Here is a 26,479-nt window from a genome sequence, read left to right on the forward strand (position 1 = left end):
TTGAATTTCAAATATTAACTAACGATAATGACCATTATCGTTGGTTATGATAATCAGGCATAATTTTTTCACTTGTAACGCCGGTACATAGCCGCCTTTTGAGCGACCGCGATAGGAATTCGATTCATGCACAGCAAACCACCCAAATTGACCACTGACTTATCATTACGTAATGAGCGATCATATCAGATTGCCCATCGGGAATCCGAAGCGCTGCGTCACTATCTCCAGGCAGCCACCTCTGACAACACGCGCAAAGCGTATCGCTCGGCCATTCGCCAATTCGAAAAATGGGGTGGCCGACTGCCTACCGACAGGGATACTGTCGTGCGCTATCTACTGATCAAAGCTGAATCTCTCAACCCTCGGACACTGGATCTCCACCTGACGGCCATCGGCCAATGGCACTACTACCAGGGAGTCGCTGATCCAGTAAAAGATCCTCTCGTGCGCAAAACGATGGAAGGCATCCGCCGCACTCACGGCCAACCCAAACGCAAAGCCAAGGCGCTGCGCCTGGAGCACATCGCACAGATGGTAAAGCATCTCCAGCAACTACCAGATAGCAAGAAGAAGTATCGGGATATCGCACTGGTGCTAACGGGCTTCTTCGGGGCGTTTCGTCGCAGCGAGTTGCTCGCAATACAAGTCACGGACCTGGTGTGGGAGCCTGAGGGCTTGATCATTCGGCTGCCCCGTTCCAAGACCGATCAGCAAGCTACTGGCTTAGTGCGAGCCCTGCCTTTTGCAGGGAATCCAACCTGTTGTCCAGCCAGAGCAATAAAGCAATGGATGGATACCGCTGATATAGCGATTGGTCCGCTGTTTCGGCCGGTCAATCGCTGGGATCAGGTTCAAGCCAGGCAATTGAATCCTGGGGCAATCAATGATGTGCTCAAAACCCTTGGTAAAGCCTGTCAGTTCGATTTTGTCCCCGAACTGAGCAGTCACAGTTTTCGTCGCGGCCTCTCTACCTCGGCGGCTCGGGAACGCGTGGACTATGAACTGATTAAAAAGCAAGGAGGTTGGAAAAGTGATGCTACCGTTTGGGAGTACATTGAGGAAGGACAGCAGTTCAACAATAACGCGTCAGTCATTCTGATGGAAAAAATGAGTTTGCTGCTGAACGCTGAATCTCCAAAAAAGGGAAAGTAAACAGGATCGAAATCATCTCGGTGCGAACATGATAATGCCCATCCCTACCAGAGTGACGGCCACGCCAACAAAATCCCATAGGTGCGGGCGAATCCCATCCACACCCCATAGCCACAGCATGGCTGTCGAAACATAGACGCCGCCATAGGCGGCATAAACCCGGCCCGCGGTGGTTGGATGAAGAGACAGTTGTAGTTGAACAAATATGTTTGTAACCGTAACAAATAAGTCTGTAACTAAAACGGTGGAATGCAGGCTGTAGCGTGATTTAAGGCGAAAATCGTTCATTCAGTTACAAATATAATTTTCGGTAAGGCATATCTGACGACGGTAGAATCGGGGCTCCAGCACTGTCCAGTTACAGACTTATTTGTTTGCCCACAACAGTAACCAGGCAAACAACGCCAGGCTGAACGCAGCCGGCAGCAGAACCCATGCGGATGCCGATTTCTTCAGCCAGAGGTATGGCAGGTAGCAGCCGACTATTTCCGCAATAGCTGTGATGATAAACAAACCGAGCGTGTAGAGGATGGACATACGAAGTTCTCTTGTTAGTGCTGATCCGTTTGGCTGGGCACGGGTTGATCCCGGCAAGCTTCTTCGGGCAGTTCGATTTCAATTGTGGTGTGAGCCAGCGGGTATTGTTCGAGCGCCATAGCAATGGATTGTTTGATGGCACAGTATTCGTCAGGGCCAAAAACTCCCTCGTGATCCGCTACGATATGGGCCGTCAATACATGCTGTTCACCATCCAGGGACCAGAGGTGCTGGTGATGAATTCCGCTGATGCCATTAATGCCAATTAGTGTTCGCCGGATCTCTTCGTGAAGCGCCTTATCTGGAACAGCCTGAAAGAAAAGCTTGCAGGTTACCCAAAGATTCCGACACACATTAAACAGAATAAAGAGAGTAAACCCCACCGATAACAATGGGTCGAGAATAGGCCAGTCGGCAAACTGCAAAACGATTGAAATAATCAGCACTGCCACCCACCCCAGCACATCTTCCAATAAATGCCAGTTCAATACCTTTTCGTTCAGCGTATTTCCCTTGCTAAGGCGATAAGCAGCAATACCGTTGACGGTGACGCCCAGAATCGCCAGCGCTAACATGCCCTCGGTGACGGGCATCACTGGATTGGCCAGTCGGGGAATTGCTTCGCCTAATACCCACAGCGATCCGGCAATCAATACCAGGCCGTTGATCAGGGCGCCGAACAGGGACAACCGCCGGTAGCCATAGGTGAATTCGGTGTCGGCGGATTTACGTCCCAGCCGGTTCAGGAACCAGGCGCTGCCAATGGACAGACTGTCGCCCAGATCGTGCACCGCATCGGCCATGATAGCCGTGCTGTTGGTGAGCCAGCCGCCGATGAATTCGATGATGGTAAAGCCCACGTTAAGAAAGAACGCCATTGCTATGCGGCTTGCACTTTCATCTTTGTGGTGTGAATGATCGTGTTGATGCATGAGCAACCCTTACACAATAAATGTACCTGCCCTGACCGTAACGATAAGGGCAGGCACAACGTTTATGCCATGTCGCTTAACTTGCCTTTTGAAAACCAGGCAAACAGCACCGGCAATACAAACAGCGTCAAGAACGTAGCGGTTACCAACCCGCCCACGATCACACTCGCCAGAGGCTTTTGGATTTCTGCGCCGACACCATTCGACAGCAGCATGGGGATCAGGCCCAGTGCCGAGGTAATAGCAGTCATCAACACGGGCCTTAGCCTTGAAACCGCTCCATCAAACACCGCATCCGATACTTTAAGGCCGTCCGCAATCCGTTGATTGATGCTTTCCACCATGACAACGCCATTCAGTACAGCGACCCCGAACAGGGTGATGAAGCCCACTGAGCTGGGTACCGACAGATACTGGCCGGAAATCCAGAGTGAAAACACGCCACCAATCACCGCCAGCGGGACATTCACCAGAATCAGCATGGCCTGGCCAACCGAGGCAAAGGCAAAATAAAGCAACAAGGCAATTAATCCCAGCGAAACCGGCACCACCAGTGCTAAACGCTTTTGCGCTCTCTGCTGGTTTTCAAACTGGCCACCGATATCGACGGAATAGCCGGTGGGCAGGTCCACTTGCTCCACAATCGCCTGACGAATATCGGCAACCACGCTGCCCATGTCCCGTCCCTGAACATTGGCCTGAATTACAACCCGACGCTGCACGTCATCACGACGTACCTGCGGTGGTCCAGATGCGATACTGACTTCCGCCACATCCCCTAGGCGTACCCAGGCACCTGACGGGGCCTGTAAGCGCAGATCGGCAATGGTTTCACGGTCTTCGCGAAACCGCTCGGCGAGCCGCACGTAGATGTCGTAACGCTCGTTGCCATTGATGATCTGGCCGGCACTGGCACCTCCCAGCCCTTCGCGTACCAGCTCCATCACGTCGCCCACGGCCAGACCGTAACGGGACAAAGCTCTGCGGTTCGGCTTCACCACCAGTTGAGATTCACCGGCGATCTGCTCCATGGCCACATCGCGCGCCCCTTCGATTTCTTTCACTGCGGCCTCAATGGCCTGGCCCTTTTCGGCCAGCACGGCAAGATCGGGACCAAACAACTTGATGGCCAGCTGCGCTTTGACGCCCGAGAGCAACTCGTCCACACGGGTTGCGATGGGTTGCGAGAAGTTGAGCAGTAAGCCTGGGTGTTGCTCCAGTTTCTGTTCCATCAATGACTGGAGTTCATATCGGTTGTCTGCACTGGTCCATTCCGGCACCGGTTTAAGGCCAATATAGATCTCGATGTTATTCACCGGCTCAGGATCGCCGCCGATTTCAGCCCGGCCAATGCGCGACAGCGCATAGGTTACCTCCGGGAATTCCATCAACTTGGCCTCCAGTTTGGGGGCCACTTCCAGGGCCGTGTCCAGACTGGAAGAAGGTGCCAGGGTGACACGCAGATTGATGGTACCTTCCTCCAGTTCGGGCACGAACTCCGTACCCAGGCGGGGCAGCACCAGCGCAGCCGCTATCACCATAACGGCTGCAACACCCACCACCATTTTGCTGTGCCCCATCGCCCAGGCTAATCCTTTACGATAGAGCCTGTCGAGCGGCTTCAACACAAAGCTATCGCGTTGACGCACACCCTTGCGAAAGAGGTAGGTGGCCAGTGCAGGTACGATGATCAAGGCCACTAACACTGCCGAGAGCATAGCCAGCATGATACTGATGGCCATGGGCTGAAACAGTTTGGCTTCGACACCTTCAAAGCTAAACAGCGGCATGAAGACAACCAGAATAATGGCCGTGGCAAAAAAGATGGGGCGAGCGACTTCCTTACCGGCTTCCTGCAGGCGCAAGGCAATACCATGACGGTCGTGGGCCACATCAAAAGGGTCCACGTCATCGGAATCCACCCGCGATTGTCTCTTGGTATCATGTTCAGCATCCGGGTGCGTCAGATGTTTAAACATGTTCTCCACCATCACTACGGAGCCATCCACCAACATGCCAATGGCGACCGCAATCCCCCCCAGCGACATTAGATTGGCCGACAATCCGAACCACGCCATCACCATTAAAGCGATTCCAATGGAGATCGGGATGGACATCAACACCAGAAAGGTGGCGCGCAGGTTCATCAGGAATAGCGCAAGGATCACGACGATGAAAATAAACGCCAGCAGCAGGGCATTGACCACAGTCTGCACCGCCTGCGTGATCAAATCCGCCTGATCGTAAAATGCCTCGAAGCGAACACCTTCCGGTAATGCCTGGTTAATACGCTCAATGCGCGCACTGACTCCATCAATGGTGGCCTTGGTGTTGGCCCCCATTCGCTTGAGCACGATGCCGGACACCACCTCGCCGAGATTCTCCACCTTGTCGTCGGCGTTCTTGCGCGTCATGGTCACCGCGCCCTGACGGATCTCACTGCCCAGCGCCACTTGCGCCACATCGGACACGGTGATCGTAGTACCGTCCACGGTTTTCAGTGGCACCTGACGGATCTGTTCCAAACCCTTCTCACCATGATCCAGCCAACCCGTACCCCGGATCACCAGTTGCTCCTGGCCCCGGTTCATATACCAGCCGCCGACGTTGGTGTTGTTGCGCTCCAGTGCCATCATGACTTCGTCCTGGGTCAGCTCGTAGGCCAACAGTCGGGACGGGTTCAGGTTTACCTGGTACTGACGCACCTCACCGCCGAACGATAGCACATCGGTCACACCCTCGGCCGGAATCAATAGCAGCTTCACCACCCAGTCGTTCAAACTGCGCAATGCCATGGCATCGAAACCGGCATCGGGTTCGGCCACGAGAAGATACTGATAGACCTGACCCAGACCGGAAGTATTCGGGCCCATTTCCGGCGTGCCGACGCCATCGGGGATCAGCTCCTTGGCAGCCTGAAGCCGCTCAAATACCAGTTGCCGGGCAAAATAGATATCGGTGCCTTCTTTAAAGACTACGGTGACGCCGGACAGGCCGGTTTTGGAAATGGAGCGCACCTCTTCCACATCCGGTAAGGCGTACATCACGGCTTCGATGGGATAGGTAATAAGCTGTTCCACCTCTTCGGCAGCCAGCCCCGGTGCTTCGGTATTGACAGATACCTGCACGTTGGTCACATCCGGAAAAGCATCCAGATTCAGTTTTGGAATAATAAAAACGGCACTGACCGTTAGTGTGATCAGGGCTATCACCACCAGCAATCGGTTGATGACCGCCCAATCGATAATTCGGTTAAACATGGGGTCTCCTACTGCTTAGTGGTTATGGGGGTCAAAGCCGCCCTTGGCGATCTGAGAGGCAACAAAGAAAGCGCCCTGAGTGACGATGCGAGCCCCCGGACCGACACCGCTAATTTCACGTAGCGGCCCGAGCGCTCGACCCAGCTTCACCTCCACTGGCTGGAATTCGCCAGGATGGTCTTCCACGAATACCGTCCAATCTCCGTCTGCGCCGCGCATCAGTGCGGTTTCGGGTACCGCCAGCACGGGTCTTTTAGTCTGGAATCGGAAATACACCTCGGCGAACTGGCCGGGGTGCAGGCGGTGTTCCGGGTTATTGACCAACAGGCGCACGGTACGGGTACGGGTGATGGGGTCAATGGTGTGCGCCTCCTGAGTGACCTTGGCGTTTACACGGACATCCCCAGCCACCACTTCCGCTCTTGTTCCCGCGCCCAGCGTCAGGGAGAGATCGGCGGGCAGGTGGGCCTCCACCCAGAGTTGCTTTTCATCGGCCAACGCAATCAAGGGCGCGCCCGCCTCGATGCGCTGCCCCTGCTCGAAATCATCGCTGAGCACCGCGCCGTCAATCTCGGCATGCAGGGTATACTCCCCTAATGCAACAGATTGCTGAGGAGCGACCAACGCTTGCAAGTCCGAGGCCGAAAGGCCGTAGGCCAGCAGCGTCGCCCGGGCTGCCTCCAGGCTGGTTTTGGCCGTGATGTAACGCTGTTCACCCACGGTTTTGCGCCCAAGTTCCTCTACTCTTTGCCATTCAGGCCAGGCCGTGCGGTAATTGGCTTGTGCCTGCGCCACGGCTTCACTGAACAGAGTAACCAGCGGCTGACCCTGTTCGACGTGATCGCCGAGGGCGACATGGCGGCGCAGCACCACGGAAGGCACCCGGGGCGATACTCGGTAACTGGTGTAACCGTTGGAAAGGATCTCCCCCGGTGCGTAAAGCTGATAATCGACCTTTCTGGGAGTCAGTGGGTTGATCTGAATATCGGCCAGGGTCATTTGCGCCGGGTTCAGTGACGCAGAAGCAGCTTCTTGGTGACCTCCATGCCCACCATGATCACCGTGGTCACCGCCCTCGCTATGCTCTTCATGTCCGTGTTCTGAGCCGGAGTTGTGCTCGTCGTGGGCGCTGTGTTCATCATGATTTTCGTCGCCATGATCATCGTGCGCATCCTTGTGATCACTATTGACGTCCTCGCCGTGTTCCGCGTGGCCGTGCTCGGTGTCAGGCTTATGGTCATCATGCTCTTCATGGTTTTCCTCACGATGATCGTCATGATTATCCTGTTCGCTATGGGGTGCCGCCGTTATCGCTTTTTCCTGCCCATGCTCACGTGCATGCTCAGACTCAGATTCTTTGGCGTGGCTGGCGGTTGCGGTCGCAAGACCCGCCACCAAGATGGCTACCAGTGTTTTATTCATGTTTATCATTCCTGTTTAATTCGTTGACGCGGTCGATGACTTTATTGCGTTGATCAGGTGGCCCGATTGCTGAAGTGCTTCGGTGAGCGCAAGCCGTGTCTGCTTTTCCAGCTCAATGCCTGCCAGCAGGCTTTCGGTGCGTTGATTCAAGGCCAGCAGATAATTAGTGGTGGACAGATCACCCGTGCGCCATTGCCGTTTCAGCAGTTCGGCGCTGTTCTCGACCCGACCCTGAACAACCTCTTGCCAGCGGCGATATTGCTGTTCAAAGCGCTGCCAGGTGGCCTGTGCAGCCTGCCAGTCAAAGCGCTGCTTGCGGTAGATAGCCTGAAAACGAGCCTCGGCCTCCAGCGCTATGCGTTCGGTGGCGCGAGTTTCTGCACTGAAGTTGTTGCGGACATTCAACGGGATGGAGAAGGTCAGCCCGACAACGCTCTCTCCACCATCACGACCGGAATTGACGCCAAAGGTGGGCTCCGCCTTGGCGGTACGCCGTGTCACTTCAGCTTCCTCCTTCAGCGACTGCCAGCGGGCGTGGGCGCTGGCTACGGCCGGGTGTTGCAGTAACTCCTGATCCGAGGTCAAGTCTGGCTGGGAGGGCCAGAAATCATCAGGAATGCCGCCTCGCGTGGGCGCCCATGCGGGCAGCAGCTCGCGAACCCGGATTTCGGCTTTCTGTATCGCGGCTTCGGCCTCGGCAACCTGAGCCAGCTGCTGTGACAGGGACAGAAAGGTGAGTTCGGCATCGATGCTGCCCAGATCACCTGCCTGCTGGCGCTTATCCACCTGTTCGAGCAAGGCGTTAAGTTGCTGCTGTTGCGCTTGGGCAATGGCGGCGGCGCGGTTGGCGGCATGCCACTCCACCAGTGCGGCAAGCGCCTCGGCGGTTTTGTCCAACACTTGTTGCTGGTACAGCGCTTCGGCGGCGCTTCGCATAAAGCCCGCCTGCTGCCGTCTTGCACCCCGTCTGTCCCACCAGTCGATGGTCTGCTGAACGCCGACCCGGTAGTTGTCTTCCTCTCCATTACGCTCCAAATCGGTGGACAGCTCCGGGTTGTAAAGCGGCTGCTCCAGCGCATCGGCGCTGGCGTTGGAGCCCAGCAATTGCTCGCGGGCGGCAAGCACCTCGGGGTGTTGTTGTATCTGGGAGGCGAGCCAGGCGCTCCAACTCGATGTCTCTGCGTAAGCAAACATGGGCAGAAAAAGCACGCACGCGCCCAGCAAGGCCCGTCTGGGCCAGTCAAATCGTCTCATATTGATGCTCCTGAAATTCAGCGTGCGACGGTTTGGTCGTGCACCGGATTTTGCCGTTGTTGGGGTTCATCCCGGTGAAAGGCGACCTTTATTACGGTATCACCAGGCAAGGCGGGGAGCTTTGCAGAAAAACGCACGCCGCCCTTGCGTGATGCGCGTCTGGTGAGAAGGCGCGGTGAGTAATCAGTGGTTGTTTCCGCAATCAATTCGTTATCAGCAGACCAGGCTGCGATGTCTACATGGCCTCGGGGAAGGCCGTAGCGCAGGTGAGCATCCATCCGTCCGAAGACGGTCAGCTCCGCGGCGGTATGGTTCACGGTCACCTGGCGGAAATGCCAGCGTTGGTTGTCGGTATTGACGACTTCAATTTCAGGCAAGCTGTTTTCGGCCTGAGCGGAATTGACAAGCGCGAGCCCAATAGCGATCTGTTTCATGATGTTTCACCCTAAAATAAATACCAATTGTTCGCTGTAACCCAAGGCTACAGAGGCTGATGACGTGCTGTTGAGGCGCGATCAGGCGATTGGAGGGCGAAACAGAGAGGGGGGAATACCAGAGGTGAGGTTGGCCTGATAGTCGGCTTGTCCGTTTTCTGAGAATAAATCGGCTAAGTGTGAAGTGGCTCCGATCAGAACGACAGAGCCGTGGCCATGACAATGGCAGCAATGGTGGCAGTCATATACAGACTGTCCGGGCTGATCGGGTGTCTGCTTGGCGAGCAGATTGTCGTTGTGGGTATCAGTGGCAGTGGATTGATGCGAATGGTCGAATTCCAGGTGCTCCGTCCCGGATTGATGAAGCTGGTGAACGTCCGCCATGGCAGCCACAGATTGCAGGGCAATCAGTAAGGCCAGTAGACAAGTTAAGTAATGGCGGATGTTCATGTGGAATGTGGAGCCCTTATGCTGTCAGGTTCAAAACACTAGCTGCTAAAGACTATCATATTATAGAAAAGTTTCTTCAGTCTTTTCCGAGTAGACCGTTCTACAGCGTGCATTAATCACCACAGCAGCTTCTCCTGCATTTAGGTGGGAGCTGAAGCAGAGGGTCTCGACATTAACGGTTGCCGCATTAGACAGTATCCAATTGTATACAACGCAAACCATCATGCCACCAGGTTCAAGTGGGCATCGATGACATCCCAAGGGGCCTGCAAGGCGCCGGTTTCCGTCCGCTTCAACAAACCCGCTTCCTCCAGGGCGCGGGTATCGGCATGAACATTCTTGTAGTCACGCGCCAATGTGGTTGCCAGCGCCCGTACACTCATCGGGCCCTGTTGGCGGAGCGTCCTCAGCACCTCCAGACGTCGAGGGGTGATCACCGCCAGAAGCATGGAGAGGTCTTCGAAATTCAAGTGAACCTCTGTATCGATTTTCTCGCCGCGTTCTGCCCGTTGCCAGGCATCCACAAAGCGATCAAACCCTTTGTCAGGATTTTCAGTGCCAATATGGATATGCTGTTTAGTCATGTTGTTCACCTCGCAGTCGTTCGATGTCGGCTTTAAAGTCGGCGATAAGTTGTTGTACGGAGATCCAGGTGTAATTCTCTTCGTGCTCTTGTCCTCCAGCGTCTCCGTAATGCCGGTGATCCCCTTTGCCGCGCTCATTGTCATAGCGGACCAGGCAGTGGCCGGACTGGCCGTAATAGAGCCGGTATTTCAACCCATGTGGTCGCTCCGCGTCGGGAGCCGGTAGTCGCCAGATCACCATTTCGCGGATGGCGCCGTCCCGGTAGACGTACTTGTCCCTGAAGAGTAATTCTGCTTTCATATGGCTAATGATACCATATGGCGTATATGCGTGATAGTGGTGTATAGTATCGAATTCTGTGGAATGCAACCGACGTTATAAAAATCTAGAATAATCATGACCGCCTTACATGAAACCGCTTATCCGCGGTTAAAGTCTCAGCCGACACCTGAGGATCTGGTTACCGTCTATACGCCGAACCAGGAAGAGCTTGAGCTGGTTCGATCCCAGACTCGCCAGCCTACCGCTCGCTTGGGATTCATGGTGTTACTAAAGACCTTTCAGCGTCTGGGCTATTTTGTTCCCATTGCTGAAGTGCCGGAGGCAATACTGAACCATCTGATGACGTGCCTGGAACTCAAAAGTCAGGCCGCTCCTCTGGAAAATTACGATACTTCCGGCACTCGTCAGCGGCATCTCAAGTCGATCCGAGACTTCCTGGGTATTACCCCGGTTAGCGACACCACTCTTGAGTTTCTCAAGTCTGCTTTGCGTGAGGCGGCCACCACCAAAGACGAGATCCCGGATATCATCAACGTGGGCCTGGAGTCGATGGCAAAGGCCCGGTACGAACTGCCAGCATTTGGTACCTTCGTGCGTGAGGCAAAAGCAGCGAGAGCACAGGTCAATCGTGAGTTGTTCGAGGCTGTATACCATGACCTGTCTGAAAGCGCCAAAACCCGTATTCAAGAGGTTCTGACGCCCACTACGAAAACGAGCCAATCCAAGAGCCTTTGGGACCTCATCAAGCAGGAGCCACGAAAGCCGACGGTCAGCAACGTGAAAGAGTTTGTAGACCACCTCCGCTGGTTGAGAACCTTTGACGATTGTCTGCCGAAAGACCTGATGCTACCCGCGCCCAAGCTCAAGCGCTTTGTCATTGAAGCTAGAGCCCTCAACGTCGCCAACATGAATGAGTTGGCCGAGCATAAGCGCTATGCCTTGGCGGCACTTTTCATTCGCGCCCAGACAGGAAAAGCCTCTGATGACATTGCCGACATTTTTATCCGTATCGTCCAGAATCTGATCAATCACGCCAATGAAGCCCTTAAACAGCATCAGCTCTCACAAACTCAGCAGGTTGACGCTCTAATCGCGGCATTACGGGATGTTATCCAGGCGTATCAGATTCCCGGTACCGAGATAGAGCGCCTCGACGCGATTGCCCAGGCATTTCAGGGAGAACCCGACGAACTTAAAAAGCGCTGTGACGAGCAGTTGGCCTATGCCAACAATAATTATCTGCCCTTTATGCTGTCACTCTACCGGAGCAAGCGGGCTCTGTTGTTCGATTGCGTTGCCCACATGGATTTACAATCGACGACTCAGGATCAATCGACGCTCGATGCTCTGGCCTTAATCATGGGGCATCGTCGTAGTCGTAAGCCGACTCTGGATGCCGTGAATGCCAAGGGCGAGCCGCTTGATCTGTCGTGGATACCCGATAAATGGTTAAAACTGGTCACTGGAAAAACGACCCGCAACAGAAACAACACGGAAGTGCATCGAAAATATTTCGAACTCTGCTTGTTAACAACGCTGGCCCAGGAGTTGAAGTCTGGCGACGTGGTGATCATGGGCAGTGATAAATATGGCGATTTTAGAGACCAGTTGGTGAGCTGGGAGGAGTATCACGAACAGATCGCCGAGTACGGTGAACTGGCCGGCATCATTACCGACCCCAAAGCGCTTATTGCCGAACTTAAACGTTGGTTGAGAAAGTCATCGAATGAAACCGATAAAAAATTTCCGGGCAATGATCAGGTCAGAATTGAAAAAGGTGAGTTGGTCATTCAGCGCGTTAAACGCAAACCCATTCCCGCCGCACTGGAAAGAATCAATCGTGCATTGGATGACCGGCTGTCGGAAACCAGCATCCTCGACGTATTAATTGATATGGAAAAATGGCTGGGATTAAGCAAGGGTTTCAAGCCATTATCGGGGCATGAAACCAAACTCACCGATCATCAGCGTCGCTTTATCGTTACCTTATTTTGTTTCGGCTGCAACCTGGGGCCCACACAAACCTCCCGTTCCATTGAGGGCATTAACCGTCGCCAGATTGCGTGGTTGAACCTGCGTCATTCGACAGAGGAGAAGATCGATGAGGCCATTACCAAGGTCATCAATGCCTACAATCGATTCTCCCTACCGAAGATTTGGGGTACCGGCAAGACGGCGTCAGCCGACGGCACCAAATGGGATCTTTACGAGCAAAATCTTTTGAGTGAACACCATTTGCGGTATTTGGGTACCGGTGGCCTCGGCTACTATCATTTGTCTGATACCTATATTGCGTTATTCAGCCACTTCATTCCCTGTGGTGTTTATGAGGCCGTGTATATCCTCGATGGATTATTGAAAAATCAGTCAGACATTCAGCCCGATACCATACATGGAGATACCCAATCCCAGAGTGAAGCGGTGTTCGGGCTCGCTTACCTGCTGGGCATCAAGCTGATGCCCAGGATTAGAGGCATTAAACATCTGAAGCTCTACCGGATCAGCAAAGAGGATCACTTTAAGCATATCGATACCTTGTTCAAGGACACCATAAAGTGGGAGCTGATCGAATCGTGTCTGCCCGATATGCTACGCATTGCGTTATCAGTGAAAGCCGGAAGAATCAACGCATCGACCATTCTGCGACGATTGGGAACCTATTCCAGAAAAAACAAGCTTTACCTGGCTTTGCGAGAGCTCGGTCGAGTCGTTCGGACCGTTTTCCTGCTGCAATACATTGCGGAGGCTGAAATCAGGGAAATGATCCAGGCCGCGACGTGCAAAAGTGAGGAATTTAACGATTTCTTGCAGTGGGTGATGTTTGGCAATGATGGCTTGATCGCGGAGAACGTTCGGCACGAACAGCAAAAAATCATCAAATATAATCATCTTGTCGCCAACATGATTATTCTTTACAACGTGGTGACAATGACAAAGGCGCTTGGGGAGTTGGCAGAAGAGGGCTATCCGATTGACCCCGAAGTGCTTGCCGGGACATCACCTTTTCGCAGGGGCAATATCAATCGTTTTGGAACGTACTCAATGAATATGGACCGGGAAGTCCCCAACATCGAGTTTAACATACCAATCCCAATACCAGACAAAGACACCGGGTTGATCATTAATTAATCTTGTGGCTGTTTATTTAAGGAATCGTTGCCGACCCTCGAAATCGTTCATGCCGGCCTCGAGACAGCGACGGCGTGAATCGCGGTCCCCGGCCGTCACACCGATCACCGGCAGGCTCTCGCCGGCCGGTAACGCCCGGATCAGCCGCGTCGCACTGCATCCATCGAGGACCGGCATGCGGATGTCCATGAAGACGGCGACGTAATCGGTCGTGCGGCAACGGTTAACCGCTTCACGGCCGTCCCCTGCGACGTCCACCACATAGCCCACCTGCTCCAGCAGACGGCGCAGCACCAGCTGTCCCGTGAGGTTGTCGTCCACCACGAGCACACGGCAGTTGCCGGCACACAACTCAAGGTCAGCCAATCCGGTGTCCATGCCGACTGGCCCCCGCATGGGGCCGTTTTCGGGAATGAGCAGGACAGCCGCGAGCACCGTCAGGAATATGGCGAGCACCAGCAGCGCCAGCCAAACCCACCACTGCAGACCCGCGCTGAGCAACAGCTCCGGCATGGCCTGCGCAGGCAGGCTGAATCCTGCCAGCAGCGCGGCTGCAGGCAGGAAGAGAAGCGATCCGGGGCGGCGCATGATCAGGCCTCGGCCTGGGGCAGCGGAAGCAGGCCCCGGACACGGGACACCAGCTCGGCGTTCTCGAAGGGCTTCATGAGATAGTCGTCGGCACCGCGGGAGACGGCGCGTTGCAGCTCGTTCTCGTCCAGGGCCGAGACGACCAGGATGCGCAGGTCGTCCTGGCAGGACTCCGTGCGGATGAAGTCCAGCACCTGGAAGCCACTGAGCCCCGGCATGCGCAGGTCCAGGGTCATCAGGCCGGGCCGGTAGGATTCGAGCAGCACACCCGCCTGCAGACCGTCGCCGGCGATGCGTGTTTCATAGCCGGCACGGTTGAGCGTACGCGCCATGGCGCGTGCCATGTTGTCGTCGTCATCCGTCACCAGCACACGCCGATTCGGCTCGACCGGCGCGAGCTCCGCCGGTATCGGCATGCGGTTGCGGCGCAGGAAGGCCACGAAGTCCTCCACCTGCACCCGATGATCCCCGCGTCCGGGCAGCTTGTGCCCCTTGAGTTCGCCGCGCTCGATCCAGCGGATGACGGTGCGAAAGTGTACACCGCAGTACTTTCCGATTTCACCGGTGGTCAGGAAACGTGTTGGACTCATGGCATCACCTCTCGATGTCTGAGTGTGATTATATGACTAACATGACAGTTGTGACAATGATCACAGTTTGGGGCGCCGAAAGATAAAAAAACACCTATTCAATGGGATAGGAGCACTATCTCATGTCATTTATTGGATATGGACCGGCCAACGGCACGAAAAATCCGACAGGCGCACCCGCATGCACCACCGGGACGGGATTGTCCTGCGTCCCGACGACGATCATACTGTTTTCCATTCGTTCTGACACATCGAGGCCCGGACGTGACCGACAGCTCCCTGGATGCACTGACCCGACGGCAGCGGGAGATCCATCAGTTCCTGGTGAAACATGCCGGGGACTTTCCCCATCCGCCCACGCTGGACGAGCTCTGCCAGGCGCTCGGGCTGCGCTCACGCGGCTCGCTGCACAAGCAGATCCTCGCCCTGGTCAGGGCCGGCCTGGTCGAGCCCATGAACCAGCGCCAGCGCGGTATCCGGCTTCGCACCGTCGATGCCCCACCCGGCCCGGAGACCACCCTCCCCCTCATCGGCTATATCGCCGCCGGCCGCCCCATCGAGGCATTGCCGCAACCCGAGCAGGTCAGTGTCCCCGCCTTCCTGCGCACACGCGGTCATTGCTATGTACTCCAGGTGCGCGGGGACTCCATGATCGAGGCGGGGATACTGGAAGGCGACTGGGTGGTCATCGAGCAACGGGACACGGCGCGCAACGGCGAGATCGTCGTGGCACTGATCGACGAGTGCGAGGCCACGCTCAAGCGCATCGAGCAGCACCCGGACCGGGTGGTCCTGCATCCGGCCAATGCCCGCCTGGAACCGCTGATCTACAGCCCGGAACGGGTGCGCATCCAGGGCGTGCTGGTAGGCCAGATGCGCCGCTACACCTGAACCCGGCCAGCCGGCTGGGGTATGCTGGGGGCCTACCCAGACCGGAGCCCCGTCGATGACACAGCCCAGGATCGCCGCCCGCAGCCCCATCGCCGTCGAACTCGAGGCCGGGAAGGAGTACTACTGGTGTGCCTGCGGACGATCCAGGAACCAGCCCTTCTGCGACGGCTCGCACGCCGGTACCGATTTCACGCCACTGGCCTTCACGGCGCAGGAAGACGGCGAGGCCTGGCTCTGCCGCTGCAAGCACAGCGACAATCCCCCGTACTGCGACGGCAGTCATGCCAGCCTGCCGGATGAACAGGACACGGCCGACACACAGACCGATGCACAGGATGCGGAGGAACAGGCCGGCGCCGACGACGCGCAGGACCAGTTGCCCGGGGCTAGCCGCGAGGAGCCCACGCTCGAACGCGTGCACGCCCTCGCCCGCCACGGCCTGGAACAGACCGGGCCGCACGGCGAGATGGTGGCCATGGGCGTACCCCGCGTCGACCTTCCCCGCTGGGACGACATACAGATCCTGACCGCCCAGTTCGCCACCCGACCGCTGGCCGAGGAGGCACCGGTAGGCACCCGTCTGGTCATCGGACCCAGGGCCCGGCGACCGCTGGAAATCGATATCCCGCTGTTCGTCTCCGACATGAGCTTCGGCTCGCTCTCACGCGAGGCCAAGATCGCCCTGGCCAGGGGATCGGCCCGGGCCGGCACCGGCATCTGCTCCGGCGAGGGCGGCATGCTGCCGGAGGAACAGGAGGCCAACCCCCGCTATCTCTACGAGCTCGCCTCAGCGAAATTCGGCTACGACGACGCGATCCTGGGCAGGATCCGTGCCCTGCACTTCAAGGGCGGACAGGCGGCCAAGACCGGTACCGGCGGGCACCTGCCCGGGCGCAAGGTCACCGAGGAGATCGCCCGGGTCCGCGGCCTGAGGCCGGGACAGGACGCCATCTCTCCGTCGGCCTTCGTCGATCTCGTCACCCCCGGGGACTTCCGCGGATTCGCCGACCGGGTGCGCGAGCGCACCGGCGGCATCCCCATCGGCTTCAAGCTCTCGGCCAACCACATCGAAGCCGACATCGACTTCGCCCTGGAGGCGAGCGCCGACTACATCATCCTGGACGGCCGCGGCGGCGCCACCGGTGCTGCCCCGAGGCTGTTTCGCGACCACATCTCCGTGCCCACCATCCCGGCACTGGTACGTGCCCGCCGCCACCTCGACGCCTGCGACGCCGGGGATGTCACGCTCATCATCACCGGTGGCCTGCGCCTGCCCGAGGACTTCATCAAGGCCCTGGCGCTGGGCGCCGACGGCATCGCCCTGGCCAACAGCGCGATCCAGGCGGTGGGCTGCGTGGCGGCACGGATGTGTCACACCAACCAGTGTCCCTCCGGCGTCGCCACGCAGGACCCGGAACTGCGCAAGCGCCTGGACGTGGATACAGGCGCCGCCCGCCTGGCGCGGTTCCTGGAAAGCTCGGTGGCCCTCATGCAGGTCATGGCCCGCGCCTGCGGGCACGAGCACCTGAACCAGTTCAACCGTGACGACCTGACGACCTGGAAGCGGGAGATGCGGGAACTGACGGGGTTGTGAGATGGCGTGAGGAGTGAGGAGTGAGGAGTGAGGAGTGAGGAGTGAGGAGTGAGGAGTGAGGAGTGAGGAGTGAGGAGTGAGGAGTGAGGAGGGAAGTCTGTGCGCCAGAGAGGTCACAGAGGACACAAAGGTCAGGGAGCACCGATTTAACACTCTGCCCTCTGTGACCTCTGTGGCATGAACACATAGGGCGGCCCATGGCCGCCCTGTCGCCTCACCCCTCCCGTTTCACCCCGTAATACGCCTCGGCAGCCTCCACGGTCTGGGTGATGAGGGTGGAGATGGTCATGGGGCCGACGCCGCCCGGCACCGGTGTCCAGGCGCTGGCGCGTTCGGCGACGGCCGAGAGCTCGATATCGCCGACGCCGCCCGGGTGATAGCCGGCATCCACCACCACGGCGCCGTCCTTGATCCATTCGCCCTTGATGAACTCGGGACGCCCCACGGCGCCGACGACGACATCGGCCTGGCGGACGAGCTCGGACAGGTTCTGCGTGCGGGAGTGACAGATGGTGACGGTGCAATCGGCGTTGAGCAGCATCTGCGCCATGGGCTTGCCGAGGATGGGGCTGCGGCCCACCACCACGGCATGCCGGCCGCTAAGCGGGATCGCGTAGTGACGCAACAGAGTCATGATGCCGGCGGGCGTGGCCGAACCGAAGGCGCGCTCGCCCATGGCCATGCGGCCGAAGCCCAGGCAGGTGACACCGTCGACGTCCTTGGCCAGCGCGATGTGGTCGAAACATTCGCGCTCGTCGATCTGCGACGGCACCGGGTGCTGCAGCAGGATGCCATGCACTTCCTCGTTCCGGTTGAGCTCGTCGATCACCGCCAGCAACTGCTCGGTGGTGGTGTCGCTGCCGAGCTCCACCGCCTCCGACCCCATCCCGACCCGCTTGCAGGCATTCTGCTTCATGCGCACGTAGGTGGCCGAGGCCGGATCGTCACCGACAAGAATCGTGGCCAGGATCGGCGTCTTTCCACCCGACGTCTCCTTGATGGCCGCCACGCGTCGCGCGAGTTCGGCCTCGATGTCGCCTGCCAGTTTCTTGCCGTCGAGAATCATGATCTGCCCTTTGCGCCGCGCGCGGTTGCTGCCGTCGAGAATGGCCCGCCATTATAGACGGCCGGACAGGTGGCCAAAAGCGGCCGTTGGCTCAAGGAGAAGACAAGGAAGAGTGAAGCTTGAAGATATGGTGCCCGGGGCCGGGCTCGAACCGGCACGGTGTCGCCACCGAGGGATTTTCTTACCAGCTACGGCTTTCGCCGCCGATCACTCGTTTGTGGTCTGGACTTTCTCTTCGCCCTATCGCCGCGACTGCAGGCGACGTAGGCGGGGGCCGTCAAGTCTCTACACGTTCCCTGCCTCGCAGGGCTTCGCTCGGGATTGCCACCACCTGTGGACGGTGCTGAGGGTTCCCCGAATTTGACCCCATTCACGCGGGGCGTTTCCAACCCCGGTGCTCAAACGACTTCAAGTCCCTTGCGTCTACCAATTTCGCCACCCGGGCGGGAGGAAAATATGGAGGCTGAGCCCGGAATCGAACCGAGGTACACGGCTTTGCAGGCCGCTGCATCACCACTCTGCCACTCAGCCGGAGATGACGAGGTGGGGATGATAGCACCTCGTCCTGGAAAAGAAAAAACCCCGGCGATGCCGAGGTTTTTTGAAGCTGGAGCGGGAAACGAGACTCGAACTCGCGACCCCAACCTTGGCAAGGTTGTGCTCTACCAACTGAGCTATTCCCGCACGACGGAGCGTATTTTAATGTTCTAAGATCGCATGTCAAGCACTATTTTCCGGACAGTTGAGGCCACGCCGAGCGCAGATAAACCAGCATGGACCACAGTGTTAACAGTGCCGCAAAATAGAGAAGAACAAATCCGATTTCCGCTATCGGCAGACCCAAGAGCGGCTTATGAAAGAGAAGAAAACCAATGGCCAACATCTGCGCTGTTGTCTTGACCTTGCCAATATAGGAGACCGCAACCATGCCACGGGCACCCACTGCAGACATCCACTCTCTTAAAGCTGAAATCACGATCTCACGCCCAATGATTATGGTGATGGGTATCGCCATGAACATACCGTCATACGGCGTTGGATTTGTATCCGCCAATAACACCAGGGCAACAACGACTATCAGTTTATCCGCAACCGGATCGATAAAGGCACCGAAGGGCGATGTCTGTTCCCACTTACGCGCGAGATAGCCATCAAGCCAATCCGTAAACCCGGCGACGCCAAAGATAATAGTCGTTGCGATGTGCGACCATTCAACCGGTAGATAATAAAAAATCACAAACACCGGTATCAGGATGATCCTGAGCATGCTTAATATATTGGGTAAGTTGTATACCATGTTTGCTTAATCTTTATCGTTCATCCGTATGAAAAGTATCATAGATACGCTGTGCAAGCTGGCGGCTAATGCCTGGTACACGGGAGATATCCTCAACACCCGCCCTTTGTACTGCCTGTAATCCACCGAAATGCTTGAGTATCTGTTGTCGGCGTTTGGGCCCCAGTCCTTCAATACCTTCCAGGCTTGACGTTTTCCGGGCCTGGGAGCGTTTTTGCCGGTGTCCTGTTATCGCGAAGCGATGGGCCTCCCCATCGATCTGCTGGATCAGATGAAGGGCCGGTGAGTCAGCTGGAAGTATAAAAGGCCCATCGCGCCCGGACAAGAACAGGGTTTCCTGGCCCGGTTTGCGACTCGGTCCCTTGGCGATACCGAGCACCGTGACACCCTCGACCTGGAGCTCCTCGAGCACAGCAAGTGCCTGACCGATTTGACCTTTACCGCCATCGATGATGAGCATATCAGGGATCTTGCCTTCACCCTTCTTGAGCCGAGTAAAGCGACGACTCAGGGCCTGATTCAAGGCGGCGTAATCATCTCCCGCGGTCACCCCTTCGATATTGAAACGTCGGTAGTCAGATTTACGAGCGCCTTCGACATCAAAGACCACGCACGAAGCCACTGTCGCCTCACCCATAGTATGGCTGATATCGAAACACTCAATCCTTTGCGGCACCGCTTCCAGTTCCAGGGCTTCCTGCAAGGCCTCGAATCTTGCTCCCATGCTGGCACGGCTATTCAACCGGCTGCGCACCGCAATACGGGCATTGGACTGACACATCTTCAACCAACGAGCCCGTTCCGCACGAGGCCGGGTGCTAAGACGAATGGATTTGCCTGCCTGCTCCGAGATGACTGCCATCAACCATTCATCATCCTCCGGTTCGAATGCAGACAATATCTCATTGGGAATCTCACGACCGTGTTGGTGAGAAGCAAGATAATACTGTTCCATAAAGGCGCCGAGGATTTCAGCTTCACTGCTATTCTCCGTGTGCTTGGGAAAAAATTGTTTACTACCCAGATTGCGCCCTTCGCGAATAAAGAATATTTGTACACAGGCAATACCGTTTTCCTGATACACAGCGACCACATCGATATTGCCTCGTTGACCGCTGACATATTGTTTTTCCTGCACACGCTGCAAAGTCGCAATTTGATCCCGATATTGCGCAGCCCTTTCAAACTCCAGCTTGGCAGAGGCCTGTTCCATTTGTTCGCCCAGGGCCTCAATAATCTGACTGTCCTTACCCTCAAGAAACAGCACAGCATGGTGTACATCACGCGCGTATTCCTGCTTGCTGACTAAATCCACACAAGGTGCCGTACAGCGCTTGATTTGGTATTGCAGGCAGGGACGAGAGCGGTTGCGAAAAAAGCTGTCTTCACACTGGCGAACGGGGAACAATTTCTGGATCAGGCTCAGGGTATCGCGCACGGCGCCGGCACTGGGATACGGTCCAAAGTAACGTCCCCTTGCCTTTTTTGCCCCCCGGTGGAAGGCAAGCCTTGGAAACTCATCCTCCGACGATAGATAGATATAAGGGTAACTCTTATCGTCTCGCAGCAGGATGTTATACCTGGGTAACAAAGCCTTGATGAGATTGTTTTCAAGCAGGAGGGCTTCACCCTCGGTGTGCGTCACCGTGATCTCGACGTCTTTGATATGTGAAACCAGGCTGCGTGTCTTCGCACTGTCCAGGTTGGATCGAAAATAGCTGGACAAGCGATTTTTCAGCGACTTGGCCTTGCCAACATAGAGAGTCTGTCCCTCTTCATCCAGCATGCGATAGACACCGGGCTGATTCGGCACATTTTTTAGAAAGGATTTGTGATCAAAATGTTGTGAACTCACGGAGCGATTATAGGGAAAATTAAATCGAATGTATGCCTGCAGGGATCGCGAACGCCATGGTCTTCACTGATCGAGCAAGCCGTATTTCATTGCCAACCTGGCCATTTCGGAATCGTTTTTCACCTTCAGTTTTTCAAACAAGCGATGGCGATACGTACTGACGGTCTTGGCACTCAAATTGAGTTTATCTGCAATCTCCCTGACCTTATGACCCTGAAGAATCATTATCATGATTTGCAGTTCGCGCTGTGACAGGGTATCCAGGGGATTATCCTTACCCGATGTCAACATCTCTACCGCCAGATGTTGTGCAACATCGCTACTGATATAGGTCTCGCCCTTCATCACTGTTTCAATGGCGGCCATTGTTTCCTCGACCCCGCAGTCCTTGGTGATGTAACCCTTGGCGCCCGCCTTGATGAGATTGGACGGAAAGGGACCCTCTTTATGCATGGTCAGGACAATGACATGAATATTGGGATCAAGGTGACGGAGTTTACGTGTAGCCTCCAGACCGCCAATGCCCGGCATGTTGATATCCATGAGCACCAATTGAGGCTTGAGCTGTTTCGCCAGATTCAGGGCCTCTTCACCCGTATCGGCCTCACCGACAACGCGATACGTATCGGAGGCAGACAAGATCCCCTTCAATCCGGTCCTTACCAGCTGGTGGTCATCCACGATCAGGATATCTACCATAGCATCCACATAATTCTGTTTAGAATTAAATACTTATCTAAGTATTCTTATTTATGTTCGATAATAAGTTTTCGCGCTCGATTTTTCTACTCTTAATTGTCAGGAAATTGATCGTTTCCCCCCAGATCGGCTAGTTGAGCATAGCTTCATGTACGAAGCGACAGGTCCCACTCAAATGTCGTGGGCTGACCCGCATACGGCTGATTGATTAGAGAACCGGTGGCGAAATATAAGAGAAATGGAGGGCCACTGCTGTCAGGGGCTCGGCTCGTGCGATATATCACGTGACAGGCAGTATTTTGCTGGATTGAAGGGGGTATAGATGGCGGAGAGCGAGGGATTCGAACCCCCGGACGGTTTCCCGTCAACGGTTTTCAAGACCGCCGCTTTCGACCACTCAGCCAGCTCTCCGAAATTTGATTTGTCATACTCGACAGGCGCCAAAGCTTACCCAAAATGCAGGTGAATTGCCAGCTTGATATTGACTGGCCAAGTTTATATTCTTGGTGAACCATTTATATAAAACATAGTCTACAACTAGGTCACTTATTTTGGTTAATAGGTAACCAGGAGATAACAACATGAGCGAACACGGTCACGTGGCGAGCCGGGCAACCGAATCGGTATTAGCCACGAATAAAGTACTGAAAAACACCTACATGCTGCTCTCGATGACACTGATTTTCAGTGGTGTCGTGGCCTACATAGCCATGCAGATGAATGCCCCGTATCCCGGCATGATACTTACGCTGGTGGGCTATTTCGGCCTGCTGTTCCTCACAGCCAAGCTGCGAAACTCTGCCTGGGGCCTGCTTTCCGTTTTTGCCCTTACAGGTTTCATGGGTTATACCCTTGGGCCGATTCTCAATGCCTACACGGCCCTTCCCAACGGCAATGAGGTCATCATGACTGCCCTTGGCGGTACTGGGGTAATCTTCCTGGGTCTGTCCGGCTATGCGCTCACCACGCGTAAGGACTTCAGCTTCATGGGCGGCTTCCTGATGGCTGGTATCATGGTGGTCTTTCTTGCGGGGCTGGCTGCGGCCATCTTCAGCATGCCGGGGCTGTCACTGGCGGTATCCGCTGGATTCATCCTGCTGATGTCGGCACTTATCCTGTACGAGACCAGCAATATCATCCACGGCGGTGAGACCAACTACATCATGGCCACCGTGAGCCTCTATGTCAGCATCTACAACCTGTTTGTCAGCCTGCTCCATCTGCTCGGCGCCTTTTCGGGCGACGACTAAGCAAACACCGGTTGTTTATCGAACAAAGGCCCTCGCTTGAGGGCCTTTTTTTATAATCGAATAAACAGCTCCCTCCTGCCATCCGGATGCGGTAATGCAATGGATTTGTATGACATTGCGATCCGTTCAAAAATTGCTCGGCGATGTCCCGATAACAAACTATGAAACAGAAATGGGGGATAGCAGTGGGCAACCAATCCTACGTCCGCACCTGAAGGGATAAAACCGAGCCAGTTACAGTCTCTTGTCCGCAGTTTGACTCACGGCATCTAAAGCTTTGTGCCGGATAGATGGTGAGCCATTCGTATCGTGCTATGACCCTTGCTGACCGGTAGTGCTTGTAGTTCAGCTTGAAGTATACACAGGGCGAGTACGAAGGATGTTTTACTAGGCCTTCGCCTCTGCGGACTGGATCTCGAGTAATAGCGCATCCCATAACCGAATTCGTGCTTCCAGGGCCTCGCGCGCCGAGGTCTCGGCCTCATGCCATTTTTGCGCATCACTGCCGCAGACCCGAGCCAACAGGGCATGGGAGATTGGGCCATGGCGTTCGCCGTCCACCTCGATGTGCCGATTCAGATAATGCAGAAACATCCCCCACTGCTCCGGGGCATCCTGGCTTAGGCTCTCGACCAGTTTGATGAATATATCCGGCAACAGATCCTCGCGCCCATGGGTGAATACCGACACGGCCCGGTGGTCACCCTCCGCGGCTATGGTCCTGAACGTCGTTGCAACAAAGTTTTGCACCGCAGGCGACACCTCGGCCGATTGCATGGCTGTAGAGAGACTCTGTCCAGCACCAAGGGCCTGGTGAAATCCTTCTATTGCATGGGTCTTCGCGCCGCAATTGCGCATGGCATCAAGATAGAGTTGATAGTGGGAGGCATAGCCGCGGGTGGGGTGCTCGTCGCTCTCCTCTTCCAGCACGATTTCATTTACCAGCCGAGCCGCCTCGCCATCTTCTGTAGGCAGCCACGGCACACCGACGTAGGTGAATCGTCTTTGCAGGTCCTTGAGCAGGGATTGAAAATCCCACACACAAAAGACATGGGCCTGCATGAATATTCGCAGGCTGGTCTCATCGTTCAAATGCCGATAAAGAGGGTGGTCTACCAGTTGCTCACGCAGATCGGTGACTTCAAAGGACATGTTCGACTTTAAAATCAATTACTGGAAACAGACGGCTCGAACCAGGACAGCTTCTCGTGCATATCGACCACCTCGCCGACAATGATAAGAGTCGGGGGCTTGATGTCGTGTTGCTCTACCAGTCCAGGCAGGGTCTCCAGATTGCCTATGTGAACCTTGTGCTCCGGGGTCGTGCCCTTCTCCACCAAGGCGGCAGGAGTCGCGACATCGCGGCCGTGGGCGATTAAGGAATCGCATATCGCCTTGACACCGTGCAATCCCATGTAGAACACAACGGTCTGCTGAGGTTGTGCCAGCATGGGCCAGTTGAGATCGATGCTGCCGTCCTTGAGGTGGCCGGTGACGAAACAGACCGATTGGGCATAGTCGCGATGCGTCAGGGGGATGCCCGAGTACGAGGCGCAGCCCGCGGCCGCGGTGATCCCCGGCACCACCTGGAAGGCGACGCCCTCGGCCATCAGGGTTTCGATTTCCTCGCCGCCGCGTCCGAAGATGAAGGGATCGCCGCCTTTGAGTCGCAACACGCGCTTGCCCTTTTTGGCGAGACGGGCCAGCAGCATGTTGAGCTCTTCCTGGGGAATGGCGTGATCGGCGCGAGCCTTGCCGGCGTAGATGAGCTCGGCATCGCGCCGAACCATATCGAGTATCGGTTGCGAGACGAGGCGATCGTAGACCACCACGTCGGCACGTTGCATCAGGCGCAGGGCACGGAATGTCAGCAGATCGGGATCACCGGGTCCCGCCCCCACCAGGTAGACCTCGCCACTGGGTTCGGTGACATGGCTGGCTTCGTCCAGGGCACGCTCCAGCTCTTCGCGTGCGGCCTTGAGCTTACCGCCCAGCACCAGTTCATAAAAGCGCCCTTCGAGCACGGATTCCCAGAAATTTCGCCGTAGTTCGACGCTGTCGAATCGGGCCTTAACCTGGTCACGATATTCTTCAACCAGCGAGGCCAGGTGACCGTAACCGGCCGGGATGCTGCTCTCCAGCTTGGCACGTAATTGACGCGCCAGCACCGGCGAGGCGCCACCGGTAGACACGGCGATCTGCACCGGGTCACGCTCGATGGTAGACGGTGTGATGAAGCTGCCGATGTCGGGGTTGTCCACCACGTTTACCGGTATATAGCGCTCTTGCGCCAGGCGTGAGACCTCTTCATTGACGGACTCATTGTCGGTGGCGGCGATGGCCAGGGCACGATTCTCGAGATCGCCGGGTTCGAAGCCCCTCTGAGCAATCGTTATCTCGCCCTTGTCGGCCAGCGCCTGTAATTCAGACGTCAGGGTGGGAGCAACGACCAGTACCTGCGCCTTGGCACGAAGCAGCTGTGTCACCTTGCGTGCCGCCACCGAGCCACCGCCTACCACCAGGCAGGGCTTGGACTTGATGTCCAAAAATATAGGAAAGAAATCCATCAAGTTACCTCATAACCCTGTAAGAGATGCGATCCCTGTTGAAGAGAACCGCGCATGCTATATCCGAGTCATCCCGAGGGGAATAGTCCTAAGGGGATAAGTCACTCGGACAGATAGGCACTGACCTCAAGCTCCCGGAACGAGTGCTTGAGCCAGCGCGAGATCACATGCCGGCAATAGCGTTCGATGGAGGCATCGGCCGGCTGTTTCTGTATCAGGCTGACGTCCATGTCCAGTTTAACCGAGTTGGGCGTATAGTGGTCGGACAGCCGTGTGTAGGCATTATTCTGCCCCGGTCGAACCGTTGGCATGGTAAAGGCCAGGGACTGCACCGCCTCAAACTGAACATTCGAGAAGACCTCCCGGGTCTTGCGTTTGACCTCTTCGCGCGCAAGATTGCAGGCCAGCCAGGCAAGACTCTCCGCCGCCTCCAGCAACTCCTCATCGATTCCGCCCTGCTGACGGAAATAATCCAGTGCGGGGTAATAGCCCATATCGTGGTCACGTACATAATCCATCACCTGTTGCGCGATCTCAGTACCGACGATCTCCGGTGAGGCGGCACTGTGTTGTGCCAGCACATCGTCCTCGATGGTCACGCGCAGGATCAGATTGACGTGATTGAAATGCAGTGACACACAG

At 56.2% G+C, this 26,479-nt stretch carries 23 protein-coding genes, 3 tRNA genes and 1 pseudogene; 5 read left to right on the forward strand and 22 right to left on the reverse strand.

Annotation, left to right across the window (positions count from 1 at the left end; all coding sequences use genetic code 11):
- Positions 1-126: 126 nt before the first annotated feature.
- Positions 127-1,155 (forward strand): site-specific integrase, encoded by a 1,029-nt coding sequence (locus tag HUJ28_11560; protein MBD3620100.1) that lies wholly within the window; start codon positions 127-129, stop codon positions 1,153-1,155.
- Positions 1,156-1,167: 12 nt separating this feature from the next.
- Here HUJ28_11560 and HUJ28_11565 read toward each other — a convergent pair whose 3' ends face one another.
- From HUJ28_11565 to HUJ28_11610, 10 genes and pseudogenes are all read right to left on the reverse strand, one after another.
- Positions 1,168-1,443 carry a YnfA family protein gene (locus HUJ28_11565; GenBank protein MBD3620101.1) on the reverse strand — a complete coding sequence of 92 codons (276 nt, stop codon included), beginning with the start codon at positions 1,441-1,443 and terminating at the stop codon, positions 1,168-1,170.
- Between the two features lie 96 nt (positions 1,444-1,539).
- Positions 1,540-1,692: pseudogene (locus tag HUJ28_11570) on the reverse strand (hypothetical protein).
- Positions 1,693-1,706: 14 nt separating this feature from the next.
- On the reverse strand, positions 1,707-2,624 hold the full coding sequence (locus HUJ28_11575) for a cation transporter (GenBank protein MBD3620102.1): 918 nt from the start codon (positions 2,622-2,624) through the stop codon (positions 1,707-1,709).
- Between the two features lie 62 nt (positions 2,625-2,686).
- Positions 2,687-5,884 carry an efflux RND transporter permease subunit gene (locus HUJ28_11580; GenBank protein ID MBD3620103.1) on the reverse strand — a complete coding sequence of 1,066 codons (3,198 nt, stop codon included), beginning with the start codon at positions 5,882-5,884 and terminating at the stop codon, positions 2,687-2,689.
- A 15-nt stretch (positions 5,885-5,899) separates the two neighbouring features.
- Entirely contained in the window at positions 5,900-7,306 is a 1,407-nt protein-coding gene (locus HUJ28_11585; protein MBD3620104.1) for an efflux RND transporter periplasmic adaptor subunit, read from the reverse strand.
- Between the two features lie 15 nt (positions 7,307-7,321).
- The gene (locus tag HUJ28_11590; protein MBD3620105.1) at positions 7,322-8,560 is read right to left on the reverse strand and encodes a TolC family protein; all 1,239 of its coding nucleotides are present in this window, start codon (positions 8,558-8,560) and stop codon (positions 7,322-7,324) included.
- A 17-nt stretch (positions 8,561-8,577) separates the two neighbouring features.
- Positions 8,578-8,994, reverse strand: a complete 417-nt coding sequence (locus tag HUJ28_11595) for a hypothetical protein (protein ID MBD3620106.1) — start codon at positions 8,992-8,994, stop codon at positions 8,578-8,580.
- Between the two features lie 81 nt (positions 8,995-9,075).
- Positions 9,076-9,444 carry a hypothetical protein gene (locus HUJ28_11600; protein MBD3620107.1) on the reverse strand — a complete coding sequence of 123 codons (369 nt, stop codon included), beginning with the start codon at positions 9,442-9,444 and terminating at the stop codon, positions 9,076-9,078.
- A gap of 221 nt (positions 9,445-9,665) precedes the next feature.
- Positions 9,666-10,028, reverse strand: coding sequence for a helix-turn-helix domain-containing protein (locus HUJ28_11605; GenBank protein MBD3620108.1), 363 nt, complete (start codon positions 10,026-10,028; stop codon positions 9,666-9,668).
- A complete protein-coding gene (locus HUJ28_11610) occupies positions 10,021-10,329 on the reverse strand; it encodes a hypothetical protein (GenBank protein ID MBD3620109.1) in 309 nt (102 codons plus the stop codon). The genes HUJ28_11605 and HUJ28_11610 overlap by 8 nt, the downstream gene beginning before the upstream one ends.
- A gap of 96 nt (positions 10,330-10,425) precedes the next feature.
- On the opposite strand from HUJ28_11610, the gene HUJ28_11615 reads away from it, so the two are divergent.
- Positions 10,426-13,440 carry a Tn3 family transposase gene (locus tag HUJ28_11615; protein ID MBD3620110.1) on the forward strand — a complete coding sequence of 1,005 codons (3,015 nt, stop codon included), beginning with the start codon at positions 10,426-10,428 and terminating at the stop codon, positions 13,438-13,440.
- Between the two features lie 12 nt (positions 13,441-13,452).
- Here HUJ28_11615 and HUJ28_11620 read toward each other — a convergent pair whose 3' ends face one another.
- Complete coding sequence (locus HUJ28_11620) at positions 13,453-14,028, reverse strand: response regulator (protein ID MBD3620111.1); 576 nt, start codon at positions 14,026-14,028, stop codon at positions 13,453-13,455.
- Between the two features lie 2 nt (positions 14,029-14,030).
- Complete coding sequence (locus HUJ28_11625; GenBank protein ID MBD3620112.1) at positions 14,031-14,618, reverse strand: response regulator; 588 nt, start codon at positions 14,616-14,618, stop codon at positions 14,031-14,033.
- A 279-nt stretch (positions 14,619-14,897) separates the two neighbouring features.
- Between HUJ28_11625 and lexA the strand changes: the two genes are divergently transcribed.
- Both lexA and HUJ28_11635 read left to right on the forward strand, forming a co-directional pair.
- On the forward strand, positions 14,898-15,509 hold the full coding sequence (lexA, locus tag HUJ28_11630; protein ID MBD3620113.1) for a transcriptional repressor LexA: 612 nt from the start codon (positions 14,898-14,900) through the stop codon (positions 15,507-15,509).
- 55 nt (positions 15,510-15,564) lie between these two features.
- On the forward strand, positions 15,565-17,103 hold the full coding sequence (locus HUJ28_11635) for a CDGSH iron-sulfur domain-containing protein (GenBank protein MBD3620114.1): 1,539 nt from the start codon (positions 15,565-15,567) through the stop codon (positions 17,101-17,103).
- A gap of 214 nt (positions 17,104-17,317) precedes the next feature.
- On the opposite strand, the gene folD is transcribed toward HUJ28_11635, so the two are convergent.
- From folD to HUJ28_11670, 7 genes are all read right to left on the reverse strand, one after another.
- On the reverse strand, positions 17,318-18,169 hold the full coding sequence (gene folD / locus HUJ28_11640; protein MBD3620115.1) for a bifunctional methylenetetrahydrofolate dehydrogenase/methenyltetrahydrofolate cyclohydrolase FolD: 852 nt from the start codon (positions 18,167-18,169) through the stop codon (positions 17,318-17,320).
- A 457-nt stretch (positions 18,170-18,626) separates the two neighbouring features.
- Positions 18,627-18,700 (reverse strand) — tRNA-Cys (locus HUJ28_11645).
- 77 nt (positions 18,701-18,777) lie between these two features.
- Positions 18,778-18,853 (reverse strand) — tRNA-Gly (locus HUJ28_11650).
- Positions 18,854-18,896: 43 nt separating this feature from the next.
- The gene (gene pgsA, locus HUJ28_11655; GenBank protein ID MBD3620116.1) at positions 18,897-19,466 is read right to left on the reverse strand and encodes a CDP-diacylglycerol--glycerol-3-phosphate 3-phosphatidyltransferase; all 570 of its coding nucleotides are present in this window, start codon (positions 19,464-19,466) and stop codon (positions 18,897-18,899) included.
- Between the two features lie 13 nt (positions 19,467-19,479).
- Positions 19,480-21,321 carry an excinuclease ABC subunit UvrC gene (uvrC, locus tag HUJ28_11660; protein MBD3620117.1) on the reverse strand — a complete coding sequence of 614 codons (1,842 nt, stop codon included), beginning with the start codon at positions 21,319-21,321 and terminating at the stop codon, positions 19,480-19,482.
- A 63-nt stretch (positions 21,322-21,384) separates the two neighbouring features.
- Positions 21,385-22,020 carry a response regulator gene (locus HUJ28_11665; protein ID MBD3620118.1) on the reverse strand — a complete coding sequence of 212 codons (636 nt, stop codon included), beginning with the start codon at positions 22,018-22,020 and terminating at the stop codon, positions 21,385-21,387.
- 323 nt (positions 22,021-22,343) lie between these two features.
- Positions 22,344-22,431, reverse strand: a tRNA-Ser gene (locus HUJ28_11670).
- 170 nt (positions 22,432-22,601) lie between these two features.
- Here HUJ28_11670 and HUJ28_11675 point away from each other — a divergent pair.
- The gene (locus HUJ28_11675; GenBank protein MBD3620119.1) at positions 22,602-23,270 is read left to right on the forward strand and encodes a Bax inhibitor-1/YccA family protein; all 669 of its coding nucleotides are present in this window, start codon (positions 22,602-22,604) and stop codon (positions 23,268-23,270) included.
- A gap of 387 nt (positions 23,271-23,657) precedes the next feature.
- Here HUJ28_11675 and HUJ28_11680 read toward each other — a convergent pair whose 3' ends face one another.
- The 3 genes from HUJ28_11680 to HUJ28_11690 form a co-directional block, all read right to left on the reverse strand.
- Positions 23,658-24,422: a DUF3050 domain-containing protein gene (locus HUJ28_11680; protein MBD3620120.1), complete on the reverse strand. Its 765-nt coding sequence runs from the start codon at positions 24,420-24,422 to the stop codon at positions 23,658-23,660.
- Between the two features lie 14 nt (positions 24,423-24,436).
- Positions 24,437-25,837: a uroporphyrinogen-III C-methyltransferase gene (cobA, locus tag HUJ28_11685; protein MBD3620121.1), complete on the reverse strand. Its 1,401-nt coding sequence runs from the start codon at positions 25,835-25,837 to the stop codon at positions 24,437-24,439.
- Between the two features lie 101 nt (positions 25,838-25,938).
- Complete coding sequence (locus tag HUJ28_11690) at positions 25,939-26,475, reverse strand: hypothetical protein (GenBank protein MBD3620122.1); 537 nt, start codon at positions 26,473-26,475, stop codon at positions 25,939-25,941.
- Positions 26,476-26,479 lie beyond the last annotated feature (4 nt).

It is taken from the genome of Chromatiales bacterium (assembly GCA_014762505.1).
Classification (GTDB): Bacteria; Pseudomonadota; Gammaproteobacteria; order SpSt-1174; family SpSt-1174; genus SpSt-1174.

Coding starts and splice junctions, on each gene's coding strand:
- HUJ28_11560 (MBD3620100.1), top strand. CDS start 127: ATGCACAGCAAACCACCCAAATTGACCACTGACTTATCATTACGTAAT.
- HUJ28_11565 (MBD3620101.1), bottom strand. CDS start 1,443: ATGAACGATTTTCGCCTTAAATCACGCTACAGCCTGCATTCCACCGTT.
- HUJ28_11575 (MBD3620102.1), bottom strand. CDS start 2,624: ATGCATCAACACGATCATTCACACCACAAAGATGAAAGTGCAAGCCGC.
- HUJ28_11580 (MBD3620103.1), bottom strand. CDS start 5,884: ATGTTTAACCGAATTATCGATTGGGCGGTCATCAACCGATTGCTGGTG.
- HUJ28_11585 (MBD3620104.1), bottom strand. CDS start 7,306: ATGAATAAAACACTGGTAGCCATCTTGGTGGCGGGTCTTGCGACCGCA.
- HUJ28_11590 (MBD3620105.1), bottom strand. CDS start 8,560: ATGAGACGATTTGACTGGCCCAGACGGGCCTTGCTGGGCGCGTGCGTG.
- HUJ28_11595 (MBD3620106.1), bottom strand. CDS start 8,994: ATGAAACAGATCGCTATTGGGCTCGCGCTTGTCAATTCCGCTCAGGCC.
- HUJ28_11600 (MBD3620107.1), bottom strand. CDS start 9,444: ATGAACATCCGCCATTACTTAACTTGTCTACTGGCCTTACTGATTGCC.
- HUJ28_11605 (MBD3620108.1), bottom strand. CDS start 10,028: ATGACTAAACAGCATATCCATATTGGCACTGAAAATCCTGACAAAGGG.
- HUJ28_11610 (MBD3620109.1), bottom strand. CDS start 10,329: ATGAAAGCAGAATTACTCTTCAGGGACAAGTACGTCTACCGGGACGGC.
- HUJ28_11615 (MBD3620110.1), top strand. CDS start 10,426: ATGACCGCCTTACATGAAACCGCTTATCCGCGGTTAAAGTCTCAGCCG.
- HUJ28_11620 (MBD3620111.1), bottom strand. CDS start 14,028: ATGCGCCGCCCCGGATCGCTTCTCTTCCTGCCTGCAGCCGCGCTGCTG.
- HUJ28_11625 (MBD3620112.1), bottom strand. CDS start 14,618: ATGAGTCCAACACGTTTCCTGACCACCGGTGAAATCGGAAAGTACTGC.
- HUJ28_11635 (MBD3620114.1), top strand. CDS start 15,565: ATGACACAGCCCAGGATCGCCGCCCGCAGCCCCATCGCCGTCGAACTC.
- folD (MBD3620115.1), bottom strand. CDS start 18,169: ATGATTCTCGACGGCAAGAAACTGGCAGGCGACATCGAGGCCGAACTC.
- pgsA (MBD3620116.1), bottom strand. CDS start 19,466: ATGGTATACAACTTACCCAATATATTAAGCATGCTCAGGATCATCCTG.
- HUJ28_11665 (MBD3620118.1), bottom strand. CDS start 22,020: ATGGTAGATATCCTGATCGTGGATGACCACCAGCTGGTAAGGACCGGA.
- HUJ28_11675 (MBD3620119.1), top strand. CDS start 22,602: ATGAGCGAACACGGTCACGTGGCGAGCCGGGCAACCGAATCGGTATTA.
- HUJ28_11680 (MBD3620120.1), bottom strand. CDS start 24,422: ATGTCCTTTGAAGTCACCGATCTGCGTGAGCAACTGGTAGACCACCCT.
- cobA (MBD3620121.1), bottom strand. CDS start 25,837: ATGGATTTCTTTCCTATATTTTTGGACATCAAGTCCAAGCCCTGCCTG.